General features: G+C 62.7%; 13 protein-coding genes and 1 other RNA gene. 7 read left to right on the top strand and 7 right to left on the bottom strand.

Annotated features, from left to right (window positions below):
• The first annotated feature begins 47 nt into the window (after positions 1-47).
• Entirely contained in the window at positions 48-329 is a 282-nt protein-coding gene (locus M1E12_RS09860) for a DUF6074 family protein (RefSeq protein ID WP_479564572.1), read from the top strand.
• Positions 330-332: 3 nt separating this feature from the next.
• Here the strand turns inward: M1E12_RS09860 and M1E12_RS09855 are convergent, their stop codons facing one another.
• Positions 333-953 carry a cupin domain-containing protein gene (locus M1E12_RS09855; protein ID WP_479564571.1) on the bottom strand — a complete coding sequence of 207 codons (621 nt, stop codon included), beginning with the start codon at positions 951-953 and terminating at the stop codon, positions 333-335.
• Positions 954-1,096: 143 nt separating this feature from the next.
• Here M1E12_RS09855 and M1E12_RS09850 point away from each other — a divergent pair, with 143 nt between their 5' ends.
• Positions 1,097-2,014 (top strand): LysR family transcriptional regulator, encoded by a 918-nt coding sequence (locus M1E12_RS09850; RefSeq protein WP_479564570.1) that lies wholly within the window; start codon positions 1,097-1,099, stop codon positions 2,012-2,014.
• Positions 2,015-2,138: 124 nt separating this feature from the next.
• Positions 2,139-2,738, top strand: coding sequence for a thymidine kinase (locus M1E12_RS09845; RefSeq protein ID WP_479564569.1), 600 nt, complete (start codon positions 2,139-2,141; stop codon positions 2,736-2,738).
• A 25-nt stretch (positions 2,739-2,763) separates the two neighbouring features.
• Here M1E12_RS09845 and M1E12_RS09840 read toward each other — a convergent pair whose 3' ends face one another.
• Entirely contained in the window at positions 2,764-5,244 is a 2,481-nt protein-coding gene (locus tag M1E12_RS09840) for an ATP-dependent helicase (protein WP_479564568.1), read from the bottom strand.
• 277 nt (positions 5,245-5,521) lie between these two features.
• Here M1E12_RS09840 and M1E12_RS09835 point away from each other — a divergent pair, with 277 nt between their 5' ends.
• From M1E12_RS09835 to M1E12_RS09820, 4 genes are all read left to right on the top strand, one after another.
• Positions 5,522-6,733: an efflux RND transporter periplasmic adaptor subunit gene (locus M1E12_RS09835; protein WP_479564567.1), complete on the top strand. Its 1,212-nt coding sequence runs from the start codon at positions 5,522-5,524 to the stop codon at positions 6,731-6,733.
• A complete protein-coding gene (locus tag M1E12_RS09830) occupies positions 6,730-9,879 on the top strand; it encodes an efflux RND transporter permease subunit (protein ID WP_479564566.1) in 3,150 nt (1,049 codons plus the stop codon). Before M1E12_RS09835 ends, M1E12_RS09830 begins: the two co-directional genes overlap by 4 nt.
• A 127-nt stretch (positions 9,880-10,006) precedes the next feature.
• Complete coding sequence (locus tag M1E12_RS09825; RefSeq protein WP_479564565.1) at positions 10,007-11,416, top strand: FAD-binding oxidoreductase; 1,410 nt, start codon at positions 10,007-10,009, stop codon at positions 11,414-11,416.
• Positions 11,417-11,490: 74 nt separating this feature from the next.
• Complete coding sequence (locus tag M1E12_RS09820) at positions 11,491-15,234, top strand: AsmA family protein (protein ID WP_479564564.1); 3,744 nt, start codon at positions 11,491-11,493, stop codon at positions 15,232-15,234.
• A 24-nt stretch (positions 15,235-15,258) separates the two neighbouring features.
• On the opposite strand, the gene M1E12_RS09815 is transcribed toward M1E12_RS09820, so the two are convergent.
• The 5 genes from M1E12_RS09815 to ssrA form a co-directional block, all read right to left on the bottom strand.
• The gene (locus M1E12_RS09815) at positions 15,259-15,627 is read right to left on the bottom strand and encodes a hypothetical protein (protein ID WP_479564563.1); all 369 of its coding nucleotides are present in this window, start codon (positions 15,625-15,627) and stop codon (positions 15,259-15,261) included.
• Positions 15,628-15,769: 142 nt separating this feature from the next.
• Entirely contained in the window at positions 15,770-16,000 is a 231-nt protein-coding gene (locus M1E12_RS09810) for a ribbon-helix-helix domain-containing protein (RefSeq protein WP_136543047.1), read from the bottom strand.
• A gap of 61 nt (positions 16,001-16,061) precedes the next feature.
• Positions 16,062-16,253, bottom strand: coding sequence for a DUF4169 family protein (locus M1E12_RS09805; RefSeq protein ID WP_113460842.1), 192 nt, complete (start codon positions 16,251-16,253; stop codon positions 16,062-16,064).
• Positions 16,254-16,307: 54 nt separating this feature from the next.
• Positions 16,308-16,811 (bottom strand): SspB family protein, encoded by a 504-nt coding sequence (locus tag M1E12_RS09800; RefSeq protein WP_479564562.1) that lies wholly within the window; start codon positions 16,809-16,811, stop codon positions 16,308-16,310.
• 170 nt (positions 16,812-16,981) lie between these two features.
• Positions 16,982-17,359: a transfer-messenger RNA gene (gene ssrA, locus M1E12_RS09795) on the bottom strand.
• Positions 17,360-17,502: the final 143 nt, after the last annotated feature.

The raw sequence follows: 17,502 nt of genomic DNA, 5'->3' as shown, positions 1-17,502 counted from the left end.
TTAACCATGTGATTCTACACACATGCCGTAACGTGAGGATGTTTCGCATGAGTAGCCAAGCCATGAACGGCCAGACCAATCCGACGGCCATCGCCTTCTTTCCGCTTGCGAGCCGCCGGGACCTGGTGCGCCGTTCCGCGATCGACCTCGATCGCCTGAATGGCTATGCGGCCACCGAATTCTGGAAGATGACCTGCCGCAGGCTCGGCAACGAACTCCTTGAACTCGGCTGCCCCGAAGACGAGATGCGTGCCGAGATCATGGACTTCCAGGCGGCCGTCCAGGTCGAGCTGATGTGGCTGCACCGCGAAGAAGCAGCCCAGGGCTGAGCCTCAAAGACCTGAGACAAGACTGCCCTCGTGTTCCAGGTCGACGTGCCGGGACGCGCTGCGCGGAGCGACGGCGAGGCGATAGCCCATGATCCGTGCGATGGGCGCGAGCGCGGCGAATAGCAGTTTCTGAACCACCACAGGCGTGCCTGAGATATAGAGGTGGTCGCGGAACGCGTTCAACCCTAGCGCAATCGGCAAGAGCTTTACCGAACCATCCGGCTTGAAGTAGTCCGGCTGCTCGGACGTCCAGCGCGCAAGGTTCAGGAAGAAACGCAGATGCTGTTGCGCGGTCACAAAAGTGACCGTCAGATGCGTGTCTCCGTCGAAGACATTGCGGAAGAAATGGCTGGCGCCTTTCGGCACGGTGATCGACTGGCCTTCCGAGGCGTAGTGTTCCTGTCCGTCGATCATCACCATGACTTGGCCGCTGTTGACGGTGAAGATCTCGTCCGTCTCCGGATGAATATGGGCGACGGCATTGCCGCCGCCGGATCCGCCTTTGCCGAGGACGACGTCCATGCGGCTGGAGATCGTATCCTCATAAGGATGAGTGAAAACGAAAGTCTCCTTGTTGAAAGAATTGAGAATACGGGTGCCGGCTGGCACAAGCGCTTCGCGCATGGCTTTACTCCTTGCTGATCTAGGTTTTGAGTGCGTATTGGAAGCCCGCGGACATGTATCGTGGGCGATGAAAAGCGTGTAGATTGTCAGCGTTTCCGCTTCAAACACCGTTTTTGCCGCGACAATCACCGGATTTGCATAACGTGACCGCATCGTTGAACTTTGATGACTTGCGCTACATGCTGGCAGTCGCCGAGACGGGGACGACGCTTGCCGCATCCAAGATGTTGCGGGTCAGCCAGAGCACGGTTTCGCGGCGCATAGCGGCGCTCGAGGACGCGCTTCAGGTGGAGCTCTTCGACAAGCGGCGAACTGGCTATTTTTTGACCGAGGCGGGGGCACTTCTTCTCGCACCCGCAGAGGCCGTGCGCCATGCCGTCGATGCGTTTTCCGGTGCCGTCGACAGCCTTTCCCGCGAGATCTCCGGTACCGTCCGCTTCACGACCAATGAGGTGCTGGGCTCCTTCGTGCTGCCGCGGTTGATCGAGCGCCTGAGGCAAAGGCATCCCGGTGTGAAGCTCGAAGTGGATACGACCAATGTCCTGCGCGACTTGGTTGGTGGCGAGGCCGATGTGGCGCTGCGGGCGTCACCCGCCCCCACTCAAGCGGGTCTGGTGGGGGTTCGTCTGATCGAGGACTACTGGAGCCTCTACTGCTCGCGGTCCTACAGCCTTCGCCACGGCGTCCCAAGATGCGTCGAAGACCTGGCCGGCCACGCCATAATTGGCATCGATGCCCATGTCCGCGGCCGCCCGATCTTCGATTGGGCAACGAAGAACTTCCCGGCAGAGGTGTTGCTCCGGCACAACTCGGTGCCCGCCGTCTTCACCAGCGTCAGGAATGGCGTCGGCGTCGGCTTCTACTCCGACTTCGTGGCGGCCGGAGATCCGGAACTGGTTTTCTGTTTCCGCCCGCCGGTGCCTCCTGCCGCCGAGGTGTGGCTCGTCACGGATGAGCGGCTGCGTCATGTGCCTCGTGTCCGCGCCGTCATGGACGTGATCAAGGAGCTGGTGAAGGAGATCAGCGGGCAGCGAATGGCGGCGGCGGCTGTGCCGGCCTGAGGGCGCCGTTTTTGCGGCAGTCGGTGCAATTGCCTGTTGGCAAAGTCTTGTGGCGGTTGTCCCGCGGGGCTGGCGTCCTTTAGAACGTTGCCGATCACGAACACAGTTTTCGAGCAGCGACGCCTTGGCCAAACTTCATTTCATCTATGCCACCATGAATGCCGGCAAGTCGACGCTGTTGCTGCAGGCCGCCTATAACTACCGCGAACGCGGTATGCGGGTTGCCACGCTGATCAGCGCGCTCGACAATCGAGCAGGCAAGGGCTTCATCGGCTCCCGCATCGGCTTGAAGGCGGAAGCGGAGGCCTTCGGCCACGATGAGGATCTTTTCTCCGCCATCAAGGCCGATCATGAAGCCTCGCCGCTGTCCTGTGTCTTCGTCGACGAGGCGCAGTTCATGACCACCGACCAGGTCTGGCAGCTCGCCCGGATCGTCGATGTGCTCGACATACCCGTCATGGCCTATGGATTGCGCACCGATTTTCGCGGGGAGCTCTTTCCCGGTTCCAAGGCGCTGCTTGCCATCGCCGATGAACTGACCGAGGCGCGTTCGATCTGCCACTGCGGCCGCAAAGCGACGATGGTCGTGCGCATGGGTGAGGACGGCAAGGCGCAGCGGGACGGGGCACAGGTGTTGATCGGCGGCAACGAGACCTATACCTCGCTCTGCCGGCGTCACTGGCAGCTCGCCTTCGCCGCCGAAGAAGTGCATTCGGCGGCCTGATCCTTACGAGAAGCGAAAAGGCCGATCAGCCGGCCTTTTCCACGAACCCATCCAGCACCCGTTTCTGGCCGGCGCGGTCGAAATCGATCGTCAGCTTGTTGCCTTCGATCGAGGCGATGTTGCCATTGCCGAACTTCAGGTGGAAGACGCGGTCGCCGACAGAGAAGCGCGAGGGTTCCGACGTCGTCGACTTGGCGACCAGTTCACCCTCGATCGTCTTGGCACGGGGCCCACTTTCGCCATAGCCGATGCGCTCGACAGCATGGCCTGAGCGAGTGCCCCAGTTGTCGCGCGTGGCATCCGTCTTGTTCGCCTGGGCGCGTTTCCAGCCCGGCGTGGAATAGCTGTTCTGGAAGGGCTCCTGCTTGTCGAAGCGGGACTGCCCATAGGGGTTGCGACCATAGCCGCCATAGGAGGTCTCGGCTTCGGCGACCTCGACATGCGCCGGCGGCAGTTCGTCGAGGAAGCGCGAGGGCATGGTCGACTGCCAGAGGCCATGAATGCGGCGGTTGGAGACGAACCAGATGTGGCAGCGGCGCTTGGCGCGGGTGATGCCGACATAGGCGAGGCGACGCTCTTCTTCGAGGCCAGAGCGGCCGCCTTCATCCAGCGCCCGCTGATGGGGGAATAGGCCTTCTTCCCAGCCCGGCAGGAAGACGGTCTCGAATTCCAGTCCCTTGGCCGAGTGCAGCGTCATGATCGAGACGGCATCGAGGTTTTCGTTGGTCTCGGCATCCATGACCAGCGAGACATGTTCGAGGAAGCCGCGCAGGCTCTCGAAGGCCTCCATCGAGCGGATGAGTTCCTTCAGGTTTTCCAGCCGTCCCGGCGCTTCTGCAGACTTGTCGTTCTGCCACATGGCCGTGTAGCCGCTCTCGTCGAGGATCTGCTCGGCAAGTTCGGTATGGGGCGTGTTTTCGAGAAGCGACTGCCAGCGGCGGAAGTCGGTAACGACGTCGAAAAGCGCCTTGCGCGCCTTCGGCTTCAATTCGTCGGTCTCGATGATGTCGGCGGCTGCCGCGAGCATCGGGATGTCGCGGGCGCGGGCATAGTCGTGCAGGTTGCGGATCGTGGTGTCGCCGAGGCCGCGCTTCGGCGTGTTGACGATGCGCTCGAAGGCGAGGTCGTCGGCCGGCTGGCAGACGAGGCGGAAGTAGGCCATGGCATCGCGAATTTCGAGGCGCTCGTAGAAGCGAGGGCCGCCGATGACGCGGTAGTTCAGGCCGAGCGTGACGAAGCGGTCTTCGAACTCGCGCATCTGGAAGGAGGCGCGGACCAGGATCGCCATGTTGTTCAAGGGATGCTGCTGACGCTGCAGCTGCTCGATCTCTTCGCCGACGGCGCGGGCTTCCTCTTCCGAATCCCAGGCAGCATGGACGACGACCTTGCCGTCGTTCGGGTCGACGCGGTCGGTAAACAGGGTCTTGCCGAGGCGGCCTTCGTTGTGGGCAATGAGATGACCGGCGGCGCCGAGGATGTGTTCGGTCGAGCGGTAGTTGCGCTCCAGCTTGATGACCTTGGCGCCCGGGAAATCCTTCTCGAAGCGCAGGATGTTGTCGACCTCGGCACCGCGCCAGCCATAGATCGACTGGTCGTCATCGCCGACGCAGCAAACATTCTGCGGCACGCCCGGGGGACGTTGGGCAAGCAGCCTCAGCCACATATACTGCGCGGTGTTGGTGTCCTGATACTCGTCGACCAGCACGTATTTGAAGCGCTGGTGATACTCCTTGAGCACGTCCGGGTTCGCCTTGAACATGCGGATCGGATGCAGCAGCAGATCGCCGAAATCGCAGGCATTCAGGGTCTTCAGGCGGTTCTGGTAGGCGACATAGAGTTCGCGGCCCTTGCCATTGGCAAAGGCGCGGGCGTCACCTTCCGGGATTTGCGCGGGGTCGAGGCCCTTGTTCTTCCAGCCATCGATCATCTGGGCGAACTGCTTGGCCGGCCAGCGTTTGTCGTCGAGACCCTCGGCCTGGATGATCTGCTTGATCAGGCGCACGACATCATCGGTATCGAGAATGGTGAAGTCGGAGGAGAGGCCCACCAGTTCGGCATGCCGGCGCAGAAGCTTCACGCCGATCGAGTGGAAGGTGCCGAGCCAGGGCATGCCTTCGACGGCACCGCCGACCAGATGGCCGATGCGCTCCCTCATCTCGCGCGCTGCCTTGTTGGTGAAGGTCACCGCCAGGATCTGGCTCGGAAAGGCCTTGCCGGTTGCCAGGATGTGGGCGATGCGGGTGGTGAGAACGCGCGTCTTGCCTGTGCCGGCGCCCGCAAGCACGAGGACCGGACCATCGATGGTTTCGACGGCTTCTCGCTGTTCCGGGTTCAAGCCGGAGAGGTAATCGGGCGCGCGAGCCTGGTCACGGGCGGCCATGGCGCGGGCGGCAATGCCCAGTCCTCCGGCGGCAGGCGTGCCAGCCGCGGGGGCAGGAGATCCAGCCGGCTTGCGCGGCGCGGGCTCTTCGTCGAAGAAGGGAATGTCGTCGAAACCGTTACTCATGCGGCCCAATGTAGTGATTCGGGTCGGAAAGGCCAGTGACGGCGTTCTGGTTTTATTCCTTGCGCCGTGTTGCGCACGGATTTCCAGGCGCGTGTCTGACGGGATGTGCTAAGCTCGCCGCCTGAGACTTTCCTTTGCATGCAGCCGGGCCGAGATCACGGTGGCGTGAAAAGACGCGAGATTACAAATCAGTAAGCTTGGCGTTCTGCCATTGCCACTTGGGGTTTGCGCCCGATACTTAACCGACATCATCCAGTTCGACATTTCGGAGCCCTGCATGCCGCTTTGGAAGCAACTCGCCATCAGTATTGCCCTAATTTTCGTTGCCCTCTGTTCCTGGGTCTATTTTTCTCCGGGAGCGGGGCAGACGCTCGTGTCCATGGGCGTGCCGCAATCGGTGGTGGCTCTCGTCTCGGGTCAGCCTGACGGCGAGGGACAGCAGGCCCAGGGTCAGTCGGCTCAGGGCGCTGTACAAGGACAAGGGCAGGGACAGGGGCAAGGGCAGGGCGGTCGCCGCGGCGGCAATCAGAACATCCTTGTAGCGACCCAGCCGGTGACGATCGGCGTGGTCAATGACCGGCTGAGCGCGATCGGTGACGGCGAGGCCATCGAGGCCGTGACCGTCATGCCGCAGGCTTCCGGTACCATCGCGGAAATCCTGGTCTCCTCAGGCCAGAAGGTGAAAAGGGGCGACATCATCGCCCGCCTCGACCGCGAAGAGCAGGTGATCCTGCGCGATCAGGCAGCCGTTGCGCTGCGAAGCGCCAAGGAAAAGGCCGAGTCCTATCGCAACCTGCAGAGCTTCTCGCGCCTCGACGTTCTCGACGCACAGATTGCCGAGGAACAGGCGCAGCTGCAGCTGACGACCGCCGAGCTCAATCTGAAACGTCGCGACATCGTGGCGCCGATCGACGGCACGATCGGGATCGTCGGCGTCAGCATAGGCGACAACGTGACGAACACGACCGCCATCGTCTCGCTCGACAACCGCAGCCAGCTTCTGGTGGATTTCTGGGCGCCCGAGCGTTTCGCAGCCGCCGTAACCCCCGGCATGGCGGTCGAGGCGAGCTCCGTTTCGCGTCCCGGCCAGGTGTTCAAAGGCAGCGTCGAGGCCGTCGACAACCGAGTTGACGAGGCGAGCCGCACGATCCGCATTCGTGCGAAGATCGACAATCCCGACGATGTGCTGCGCGCCGGCATGTCCTTCAATGTCGTCATGCGATTCCCCGGCGACCAGTATGCGGCCGTGAACCCGCTTGCGGTTCAATGGGATGGCGAAGGCTCTTTCGTCTGGCAAATCATTGATAACAAATCCGTGAAGACCCGCGTCACCATTGTCCAGCGCAATTCCGACCAGATCCTCGTCGACTCCTCTTTGACGGAAGGCGACGTGGTCGCGGTCGAAGGACTGCAGCGGGTGCGTGAAGGCGGCGCGGTCGAGGTCGCGGGTGGCGATCGGGCCGGTACCGAGGAGGTCGCCACACGATGAGCGCGACAGAGAACGGTTCCGAACAGTCCGGCCGCAGCTTTACCGCACTGTTCGTCCGCCGGCCGGTGCTGGCTGCGGTGCTCAATACACTTCTTGTCGTTGCCGGTCTGGCAGCCCTGGCCGGCATCGAAATCCGCGAATTGCCCGATGTCGACCAGCCGGTGATCACCGTCAGCACCGACTATGACGGTGCATCCGCTCAGACCATGGACCAGGAGGTGACCCGCATCATCGAAGGGGCCGTCGCCCGGGTGAGCGGCCTCAAGTCCATGTCGTCGCGCTCATCGTTCGGGGATAGCCGGACCACGCTTGAATTCGGCGACAATGTCGACCTCGCCGTGGCTGCCAACGACGTTCGGGATGCGCTCGCGCGGGTGCGCAATCAGCTTCCGGATGATGCGGACGAGCCGCGCATCGTGAAGGCCGATTCGGATTCCCAACCGATCATGCGCCTCGGCGTCACCTCCAGCACGCTTTCCATGGAAGACCTGACGCTGCTGGTCGAGAACGAGATCTCCGACCGCCTGGCGGCGGTCGAAGGCGTGGCCGATGTTCAGATCTATGGCGATCAGGAAAAGGTTTTCCGGATCGACGTGAACCAGGCGGCTTTGGCGAGCCGGGGCCTGAGCGTTGCCGATCTTGCCACGGAATTGCAGAGCGCGTCGCTCGACGTGCCCGCCGGCACACTGGAATCGCAGACGCAGGATATTGTCGTCCGTGCCACGGCGAACCTCACGACGGTCGAGGATTTCGAGAATGTATTGATCGGCGAACGCGTGCGTTTGCGCGATGTCGCGACAGTTACGCTCGGACCGGATGACGGCTCGACGTCGCTCCGATCGAACGGCGTACAGGGTGTCGGTCTCGGCATCATCCGCCAGGCTCAGTCGAATACGCTGAACATCTCGGCCGGCGTCCATGCGGCTGTCGATGCCATGGCGAGTGCTCTGCCCGAGGGCACACGGGTGATTGTCACCAGCGACGACGCCGTGTTCATCCAGGGCGCGCTGCACGAGGTGGAGATCGCGCTGGGCCTCTCCGCCATCATCGTGCTGGTCGTGCTTTACCTCTTCCTCCGCGACTGGCGGGCGACGCTGATCCCGGCGCTCACCATGCCGGTTGCGCTGATCGGGACCTTGGTTGCGATCTATCTCGTCGGCTTCTCGATCAACATCTTGACGCTGCTCGCGATTGTTCTCGCCACCGGTCTCGTCGTCGATGATGCGATCGTGGTGCTCGAGAACATCGTGCGTCGACGCGCCGAGGGCATGGGGCCTCGGGCGGCTGCCGTGCTCGGCACGCAGGAAGTCTTCTTCGCGGTTCTCGCGACGACGGCGACGCTTGCCGCGGTCTTCATTCCGCTTTCCTTCCTGCCGGGGCAGCTTGGCGGTCTCTTCCGCGAATTCGGCTTCGTGCTTGCGTTTGCAGTTCTCCTGTCCTCGATCACGGCACTCACGCTCTGCCCGATGATGGCGTCGCGCATGCTCTCACGCCAGAGCGAGGAGAAAAAAGGACTGCTGGGCGCCTTCGGCAAGCGGTTTGCAAGCTTCTATGGCCGCAGCCTGCGCGCCTGCCTTGGCAACCCGCTGATCGTGGTTGTCGTGGCCGGCATGTTTTCGGGCGCCGCCTACCTCGCATTCACGATGATCCAGAGCGAGATCACGCCACGCGAGGACCGCTCGGTCGTCCTGATGCGGCTCACGACACCGCAGGGATCGAGCCTCGCCTATACCCGTGACCAGTTGCAGCGGGTCGAGGAGAACCTTCAGCCCTTGCGGGACAATGGCGAGATCCAGAACATCTTCTCGATTTCGGGCCAGGGCTCTTCCAACAGCGCCTTCATGGTCATGACGCTCGCCCCCTGGTCGGAACGCGAGCGATCGCAGGACGAGATCGTTCAGGACGTCAATGCGGCCGCCGCCAAGGTGCCGGCGCTTCGCGGCAATGTCTTCCAGACGAACAGTTTGAGGATCCGTGGCGCCGGCAGTGGCCTGCAGATGGCCATGGTCGGAGCCAGTCATGAGCGGCTGACCGAGGCTGTGCTGGCCATGGTCGAGCAGATGCGCGATCGTCCGGAATTCCAGACCCCGCGGATCGACAACGAGCCAACTCAGGCGCAGATTTCGGTGACGATCGACCGCGAGCGGGCGTCCGATCTCGGGATCGATATCGGCGCGATCGGAACCTCCCTGCAGGCGCTGCTGGAGGGACGCTCGGTCACGGACGTGTTTGTCGACGGCAATTCGATCCCGGTCCGCCTGGTGTCCAGCACGACACCGATCAACGATCCGACGGATCTCGAGAACATCTTCCTGACGACCTCCGACGGCCGGGTCGTGCCGATGTCGTCGATCGCATCGCTTGAGGAAAAGGCGGTCGCGCCAACGCTCAATCGCGAGCAGCAGCTGGCGTCGGTCTCCTTCTCAGCCGGTCTTGCTGACGGCGTGGCGCTCGGCGATGCCGTCGAGCTGGTGACTCAGTTGGCGGAGCCACTTTTGCCGCCCGGCTCGCGTCTCATGCCGCTGGCTGAGGCGGCCACGCTGGAGGAAAACAGTTATGGGATGGCGCTGACCTTCGGCTTTGCGATTGCGATCATCTTCCTGGTGCTCGCCGCGCAGTTCGAAAGTGTGGTGTCCTCGCTGATCATCATGGCGACCGTGCCGCTCGGGCTCGCCTGCGCGGTCTTCGCGCTCGTCATCACCGGCTCTACGCTCAACGTCTACAGCCAGATCGGTCTCGTTCTCTTGGTCGGCGTGATGGCGAAGAATGGCATCCTGATCGTGGAATTCGCCAATCAGCTGCGCGATCGCGGACTGTCTGTGCGTGAGGCGATCGAAACGGCCTGCACGATCCGCCTGCGTCCTGTCATGATGACGATGATCGCGACCGTGCTCGGCGGTGTGCCCCTGGTGCTGGCGCAAGGGGCGGGTGCGGAAGCACGCATCGCGCTCGGCTGGGTGATCGTCGGCGGTCTCGGGATCGCGACCCTTGTCACGCTCTACATCACGCCCGTTGCCTATCTGCTGCTCGCCCGCTTCAGCAAGCCGCATGCACAGGAGGAGGCACGTCTGAAGACGGAGCTCGAGGATGCGACGCTGAAGATTGCCAATGATGCCGGTGCACCGCCGCGGATTGCTGCCGAGTGACGGGGAGGGGCGATATGCTCCTCCTCTGCCCGTCGGACGGCTGGACAATCTCCAAACCCTATCCCATAGCAGGAGCGCATCGGCAGTTCGCCGGTGCGCGCTATGACAGGATTTCGGGAGGTCGCGGATGGCCCGCAAGGATGTGATCGACGGCAAACGCAACGAAGAGGGTATCGTCTCCGTTCTGCCACTTCTGAAGCATCGCTTCGGAGAGCGCTTCCAGACCGGTCAGTCCTTCCGCGAGCAACACAGTCACACCACGACTTATCTGCCGTCGCAGTTGCCCGACGGCGTCGTCTTCGTCGAAAGCAGCGAGGATGTTCGGGAAGTGGTGCGCCTTTGTGCGGAGCATCGGGTGCCGATCGTGCCATTTGGGACCGGCTCCTCGCTCGAAGGTCAGGTGAATGCCCCGTTCGGCGGCATTTCCGTCGATTTCAGCCGGATGAACAAGATCCTCTCGGTGAATGCCGAAGACCTCGATTGCACGGTCGAGCCGGGCGTGACGCGGGAAGACCTCAATACCTATCTACGCGACACCGGTCTCTTCTTTCCGATCGATCCAGGCGCCAATGCCTCGCTCGGCGGCATGACCGCGACGCGTGCTTCGGGCACCAATGCCGTGCGTTATGGCACGATGAAGGACAATGTCCTGGCGTTGACGGTCGTAACCGCTGACGGCGAGGAAATTCGCACAGCCCATCGGGCGCGCAAATCCTCCGCCGGCTACGACCTCACGCGGCTCTTTGTCGGCTCGGAAGGCACGCTCGGGGTCATCACGTCGGTCACGCTTCGGCTGCAGGGTATCCCGGCCAAGATCAGCGGCGGTGTCTGTGCCTTCCCGACACTGGAGGATGCCTGCAATGCGGTCATCATGACGATCCAGATGGGGATCCCTGTTGCGCGCATCGAGTTGCTCGACGAAATGCAGATCCGCGCCTGCAACGCCTATTCCAAGCTCTCCTATGCCGAGCAGCCGACACTCTTCGTCGAATTTCACGGCACGGAGGAAACGGTTGCGCTGCAGGCTGCGCAGTTCGGTGAGATCGCGGCTGAGTTCGGTGGTGGGCCTTTCGCCTACACCGCCAATGCGGAAGAGCGCAATCAGCTGTGGAAGGCGCGGCACAATGCATACTGGGCAAGCCGGGCGCTTGCGCCGGAACTTGCGGCCCTTTCCACGGATGTCTGCGTTCCGATTTCGCGGCTCGCGGAATGCGTGGCTGCGACCCAGGCGGACATCAAGGAGAACGGCTTCCTTGCCCCGATCGTCGGCCATGCCGGTGACGGGAATTTCCACGTTCTGCTGCTCTTCAACGACAAGGACGCAGCCGATGTCGAGCGGGCAGAAGCCTTCCTGGAGCGCCTCAACGGTCGCGCCCTTGCCATGGAGGGCACCTGCACCGGCGAACACGGGATAGGGCAGGGCAAGATCGGATATCTGCGGCAGGAACTGGGCTCCGCCTTGCCGGCAATGCGGGCGATCAAGGCCGGTCTCGACCCGCACGACATCTTCAATCCCGGCAAGATCTTTCGCCTGTGACTGCAAGAGCTTGCGGGTTGCCCCTGCGGCGAATTGCGTTACCTTCGGGGCCGTAATCAAGGGAGTGGCATTCGGTGCTCGGACGCATACTGGCAACGCTCGGCGGACTTCTGGTGCTCGCGCTTTTCGCAGCGCTGCTGGCGCCGTTCTTCGTCGACTGGACCAATTTCCGCCAGAACTTCGAGGACCAGGCGAGCCAGTTGCTCGGCAAGAAGGTCGTGGTGAATGGCGAGGTCAGCGCTCGCCTTCTGCCGTTCCCCTCCGTCACGATGGAGGACGTCACCGTCGGGACGGATACGGATGGCACGCCGCTGGTGCGGGTGGCGCGCTTTTCCCTCGATGCCGAACTCGCCCCCTTTCTCTCCGGTGAAGCCCGCATCTTCGACATGCGCATCGAAGAGCCGAAGGCGCGCATCCGGCTCTTGCCCGACGGCACGCTCGACTGGCTGCGTGGCAGCAGGCCGACCATCCCGGCGCGGTCCGTCATCCTGGAGAAAGTTTCCGTCACGGGCGGGACGGTGGAATTCATCGACGAGCAAACCGGCCGCAATCGGCTCTTGAGCGACCTTGATGCGGCCTTGTCGGCGCGCACGTTGGCCGGGCCGTGGTCGGTCGAAGGCGAGGCGGTTCTCGACGGCGAGGCGGCGCAATTCACCCTGACGACTTCGGCCTTCACCGATGCGAGCCTGCCTCTCCGGCTGCGGATCGATCCGCAGGCGCGGCCCTTCGATCTGACGCTCGATGGCGAACTGGCGCTCGAAGAAGGCAAACCTTTCTATGCCGGTACATTCAGCGCGACCTGGAAGGTGGCGCCACCTGTCGAGGAGGGGGGCGCGAGCCAGCCACCGGCGCCGGCGCCTCGTGTGCGTGGCGAATTCAAGCTTGCCAATGACAGCGTGACCATTCCCAGCTACCGCCTCGAACTCGGCGATCCCGTCGACCCCTATGTAATCACCGGGGAGGGCAAGCTCGATACAGGCGCAGAGCCGGAATTCCTGCTGACGGCCGAGGGGCAGCAGGTGGATGTGAACCGGCTGGCGGCGGATGGAAGCCGGGCAAAAACCTCACGCAACGGCACGGTCTCGATGCAGCAGCGCATGGCGCTACTGATGGCGACCGCCGCCGAGATCCCGATCCCGACCGTTCCCGGGCGCGCAACGCTGCGGCTTCCGGCCATTGTCGCCGGTGACACCGTGTTCCGTGACCTGCAGCTCGATGTGCGTCCGGCGGGAAATGGCTGGACCGTGGACAAGGCCGTCGGCGTCTTGCCCGGCCGCACCCAGGTCGAGGCGAGTGGTCGGCTGGTGCTTCGCGACACGCCATCCTTCGAGGGCAATCTTCTGATCGCCACCACCCAGCCCTCCGGCCTTGCCACCTGGATTTCCGGGCGTGTCGATCCGGCGATACGAGGTTTGCCGTCGGCCGGCTTCTCCGCCTCGGTCAGTTTGACGTCCGAGTTGCAGCGGTTCGAGAACCTCGAGCTTGCCATCGGTGCCGAGCCGCTGAAGGGCCGTATCGAGCGGGAATCGCGCAGTGGCCAGGCGGCGAGCCTCTCCATTGACCTCACGGGCGAGGGGCTCGATCTCGACGCGGCGCGCGCGATCGCGGCGCTGGTGGTCGGCGAGGATGCTGAGCAGCGGCTGCTGGCCGAGCGCGTGGCGACGCGCCTGAAGGTGGATGCGCTCCGGGCATTCGGTGTGACCGCCGAAGATGTGGAGGCTGTCGCCTCATACCAGGCCGGTGAGCTTTCGATCGAGCGTCTGAACCTCGGCGATGTCGCCGGAAGCACCCTGCGGGTGACCGGCAATCTGAGCGATACCGAGACGAAACCGGTCGGCCAGGTACAGATCGGTTTTTCTTCCGCTGATCCCGGCCCATTTCTTGCGCTCATGCGCGAGCGGCTGCCGAACAGTCCGCTGATCGAGCGGCTCTCCAACAGCGCAAGCTGGTATGAAGACAGCGACCTCCGGGGGACGCTCGCCGTACCGGCATCGGGTGACGTCAGCCTCGATCTATCGGGTCGGATCAATGACAGTGCAGTCTCGGCCAAAGCCACCGCTGCCGACCTTTCAGCGCTTCTGAACGGCGGTCAGCGCCGGTTTGACGTGCAGCTGGAAAACGAGGAGGCGCAGATCCTGCTCGGACAGGCCGGTTTCGACCCGCTTCCCTGGACTATCGGTGAGGGTGGTGTCCTGACGCTGACGCTGGATGCGGCCGGGGACGGCACGGCGGAGGCCGAGGTCACAATCGCAGGCAGAGTAACGACGCTCGACGCCACGGGCAGCCTCACGGCAGTCAACACGCCTGGTCTGCTCGACGGTTCCTGGGTCGTCTCAGTCGAAAGCCAGGATCTTGGCCCCTACTTGATGGCGCTCGGCCTCAGTCTGCCGGAGGCCGCGACGGGCGTGCCCGTGGCCGGCGACATCAGGATCTCGCTTGCGAAAGGTCAGCTGGCGGTCGAGAGCCTCGACGGCCGTGTGGCCGGGCAAGACGTTTCGGCCAAGGGAGAAATCAATCTGACGGGGACGGTCCCGGCTGCGACAGGGTCGCTGACGCTCGAACAACTCGACCTGGAGTGGCTGGCGGAGAGCGTGGTCGGACCGGTCTATGATCCGTCGACCGGCAGCCTGTCCGAGACGCCGCTGGCTGCCGCCGCATTGCCGTTCGACCTCAACCTCGATCTTTCCGTCGGACGGCTGTGGCCAGGGCTTGCTGAGGCCATGACCGAGGTTCGGGCCAAGCTTCGCAACAATGCCGGCGAACTCGCCCTGGAGGATGTTTCCGGCACATGGCTTGGTGGGGCGGTCGAGGGGCGTCTTTCGATCGCCAACAGCGACGGCAATGGCTTCATGCAGGCGCGTCTCGATCTCTCCAAGGGGGATCTGGCGCGGGCCATCAATGCGCTGCGTGTCGAACGGGGCATCGCTTCCAGAGAGACGCCTTCCGGAGAGCTCAACGCCACCTTCGTTGTCGAGGGCGGCGGCAAGACGCCGGCCGAACTCATCGGTGGCGCAAGCGGATCCGGCGAGGCCCGCCTCAAGGGCGCACGCATCGATGACTTCAATCTCTCGATCATGCCGGACCTTCTGAGCGGTTTTGATGCCCTCGGTACCGACGTGACCGAGGAGAAGGTGCGGGAGATCACCGAGCGTCTCTTGCGGAGCGGTCCGACGGACCTGGGTGACGTGGCGCTGCCCTTCGCCCTTTCGGATGGGACCGTGCGCGTTCAGGCTGCGACACAGCGGACGGCGGACGCGGATCTCGACGGGAATCTGCGGCTAGACCTGCGGAGCGGCATGCTGGAGGCCGAGGTCGGGATCGCGCTCGATGCTGGCGATGGCGCTATCGAGGGCGCCGAGCCGAACTTTCGGCTCTTGCTCGATGGTCCGGTTCTTGCGCCGGAGCGTTCGCTCGACGTTACCGAACTGACGAATTTCGCGTCACTGCGGGCATTCGAGATAGAGCGGCGGCGGGTCGAGGCACTGCAAGCAAGCGTGCTGGAGAAGCAGCGTCTGCGCCGCGAGGCCGCTCTTGCGCGCTCCCGCGCTGCCGAGAGGGAGCGTGCCGAGGCCGAGCGTTTGAGACTGGAAGAGGAAGCCCGGCTGAAAGCCGAACAGGAAGCCAATGCTGCTGCGGAGGCGCAGGCCGCCGGCGAAGCTGGGACACCTGTCGAGCCGCAGCCGAGCACCGAGCCCGGTGACGTGACGACGGAGACTATTCCCGCCGAACGACCGGCATTTCCCGTCGCGCCGGAGGAGCGCGTCGTGCGCCAGCCGCTGCCCGACATGACCTTCGAGGGGCTGCCGGGCGTTGAGTGATGCCTTGTGGTTCGCCTGGACGTCTCAGACGTAGGCGGTCCGCTCACCGAAGGGTGTGTCTTCGACATTTTCGGTGAGATTCGAGCTGCCGATCAGATCACTCTCGCCGGATAGCAGTGGCGCGGTCTCTTCACCTGTCGCCTGATCGGACGCAGCCTTGGCTGCCGCAAGCTGCGCTTCCAATATCGAGAGTTGCGCCCGAAGTTCAGTCAGGGCTTCATTGATTTCGGCCTTCTCGTCGTCAGTTGCCGCTGCATCCAGAGCTTCTTCCTGACTCGAGATGCTTTTCTGCAGGCTGGCAATCTGAGCCTTGATGGCCGATGTCGAATTCCCGGCGGAGGTGGTGGAGGTGGATATCGTGGTGGAGGATGTCGACGTCGAGATGGAGGTCATGATCGGAAAACCTTGACTGAAAAAGTTGCAGTTCAAAAGTCCGTCAGAGTGTCAGGCCATTCGGCAGCTAGGCCGAATCGCCGGTTCCGGCGATACAGGATCATCCTATTCCAATATTTAAATAAGTATGTGGCGCAGATAATTATTCTTTGTCACGATTGGATGCTGTCTTCTTGGCCTCGGCCAAGACGAACAGTCGCAAGGCCGACGACAGGTTCGAGGTCACAGGGCGTGCCTCGTCTATCTCAGCAATCAAGGACGCAAGGCTCATTTTCCGCTCGCCCGCAATCAGCTTCAGCTCTGCCAGGAATTCATCCTCGATCGAGAAGCTTGTCCGGTGTCCCTGAAGGCTGATTGATCGCTTCCGGATCAAGGGCAACTCCGTGCTAGACGCTGACGCGTGCCAAGCTGGACGAACGTGGATTGAAAAGCCCTCAATCCTGCTCAGGCTTCTCGAGGCGTCCCTGCTCATGCTGGCGGGCGTCCTTGTCGTTCAATGCCCGTGTCAGAGACTTTTCCGCCTTGGTGCGACCGTGGCTGATGCGATTCTGCTCGGCTGCGGCTTCGCGCTCGCTGCGGACCTTGGCCTTGCGAAACTGGCGAAGATTGACGATGTCGGCGGCCATTCTCGGTGCTCCACAAAAAAGGCCGGGCTTTTGACCCGGCCGATCGTCGTCTGATCAATGCTTCTTGCGGAAGGCATCGAGCGATACGACCGAGCCCTCCTTCTTTTCCTCGGTCTTCGCCGCATCTGTCTCGTCCGGCTTGGCGATGGCTTCGACTGGATACGCGGTGATCTCGGCGTCGTTTTCCTCTTCCTCGGAGAGCGGCACATCGAATTCGAGTTCGAAGTTGACCGAGGGGTCGTAGAAACCGCGGATGGCGTTGAACGGAATCACCAGCTTCTCCGGGGTATCGGAGAAGGACAGGCCGATTTCGAACAGGCTGTCGGTCACCTTCAGATCCCAGAACTGATGCTGGATCACGATCGTCATCTGCTCGGCATACTTGGCCTTCAGATGCTGCGAGATCCGCACACCCGGAGCGCCGGTCAGAAAGGTGATGAAGAAATGATGGTCACCCGGCAGGCGCCCCGTCGCGGCAACCTCGGCCAAGACCTTGCGGATGACGCCGCGAAGTGCGTCCTGGGCCAGAATGTCGTAGCGAATATGGTCGTGCCCCATCAGATCCCTGCTTTCCTTGTCATGCCGAATTTCAGCGGCTTATGCCATGACACGGCGAAGCGGAAAAGCCCCGGCGCGTGAAACTGGTTCGCGTAATGTATATCAAATCAATGTCGCCGGGTAGCAGCGAAATCCGAAGCAAAGTCATGGGGAAGGAATGGGGGAGGTTAGGTGAAGGCTTCTGTTGCCAGGTGCCTTCGGACCCCGCCTTAAGGGGCTAACCCTAAGGACTTAGAGCGGGTTTCCCGCACCGCCATTAGGCAGCGAGAGCGTAACCCTTAGCGTTGTTGTCGTTTGCAACTACACTTGTGACCCGATAACGGCGGTATCATGCCGAGCAAAAGTTCGATCTTTACGCCCTTGTCGATCCTATTTCGCCCCCATCAAAAGCCGGTCCGAACATGATGTCGTCACCGACCGGTTTTTGGTGGAGGCGCCGGGTACCGCCCCCGGGTCCAATAGGTTTATTACACCGACCGTTTATTGCCATAGCCGGAGCAAGCCCCGGCAAGGCTGATATAGGTGTTTCCGATCGCGATGAAAAGAGGGCGAGCGGATAATCGGACACCGCATCAGGATGCCTGATGAGACCGCGCCAGTTCCACTTCAGGAGAGCGACGCCACGCGATTCGGGGATAACCCCGCGAAACGCATTGGTTCGTGGCGGTGGCGGCGATATGATGCCGGCATC

The sequence above is a fragment of the Rhizobium sp. K33 genome (assembly GCF_056501445.1).
The sequence above is the reverse complement of the archived record's forward strand: the minus strand, read 5'-3'. Positions and strand labels throughout refer to the sequence as shown.

Excerpts from the sequence above, each read along its gene's own strand:
- M1E12_RS09800 (WP_479564562.1), bottom strand. The coding sequence starts at position 16,811 with ATGGGGCACGACCATATTCGCTACGACATTCTGGCCCAGGACGCACTT.
- M1E12_RS09855 (WP_479564571.1), bottom strand. The coding sequence starts at position 953 with ATGCGCGAAGCGCTTGTGCCAGCCGGCACCCGTATTCTCAATTCTTTC.
- M1E12_RS09815 (WP_479564563.1), bottom strand. The coding sequence starts at position 15,627 with ATGACCTCCATCTCGACGTCGACATCCTCCACCACGATATCCACCTCC.
- M1E12_RS09830 (WP_479564566.1), top strand. The coding sequence starts at position 6,730 with ATGAGCGCGACAGAGAACGGTTCCGAACAGTCCGGCCGCAGCTTTACC.
- M1E12_RS09860 (WP_479564572.1), top strand. The coding sequence starts at position 48 with ATGAGTAGCCAAGCCATGAACGGCCAGACCAATCCGACGGCCATCGCC.
- M1E12_RS09805 (WP_113460842.1), bottom strand. The coding sequence starts at position 16,253 with ATGGCCGCCGACATCGTCAATCTTCGCCAGTTTCGCAAGGCCAAGGTC.
- M1E12_RS09835 (WP_479564567.1), top strand. The coding sequence starts at position 5,522 with ATGCCGCTTTGGAAGCAACTCGCCATCAGTATTGCCCTAATTTTCGTT.
- M1E12_RS09825 (WP_479564565.1), top strand. The coding sequence starts at position 10,007 with ATGGCCCGCAAGGATGTGATCGACGGCAAACGCAACGAAGAGGGTATC.
- M1E12_RS09840 (WP_479564568.1), bottom strand. The coding sequence starts at position 5,244 with ATGAGTAACGGTTTCGACGACATTCCCTTCTTCGACGAAGAGCCCGCG.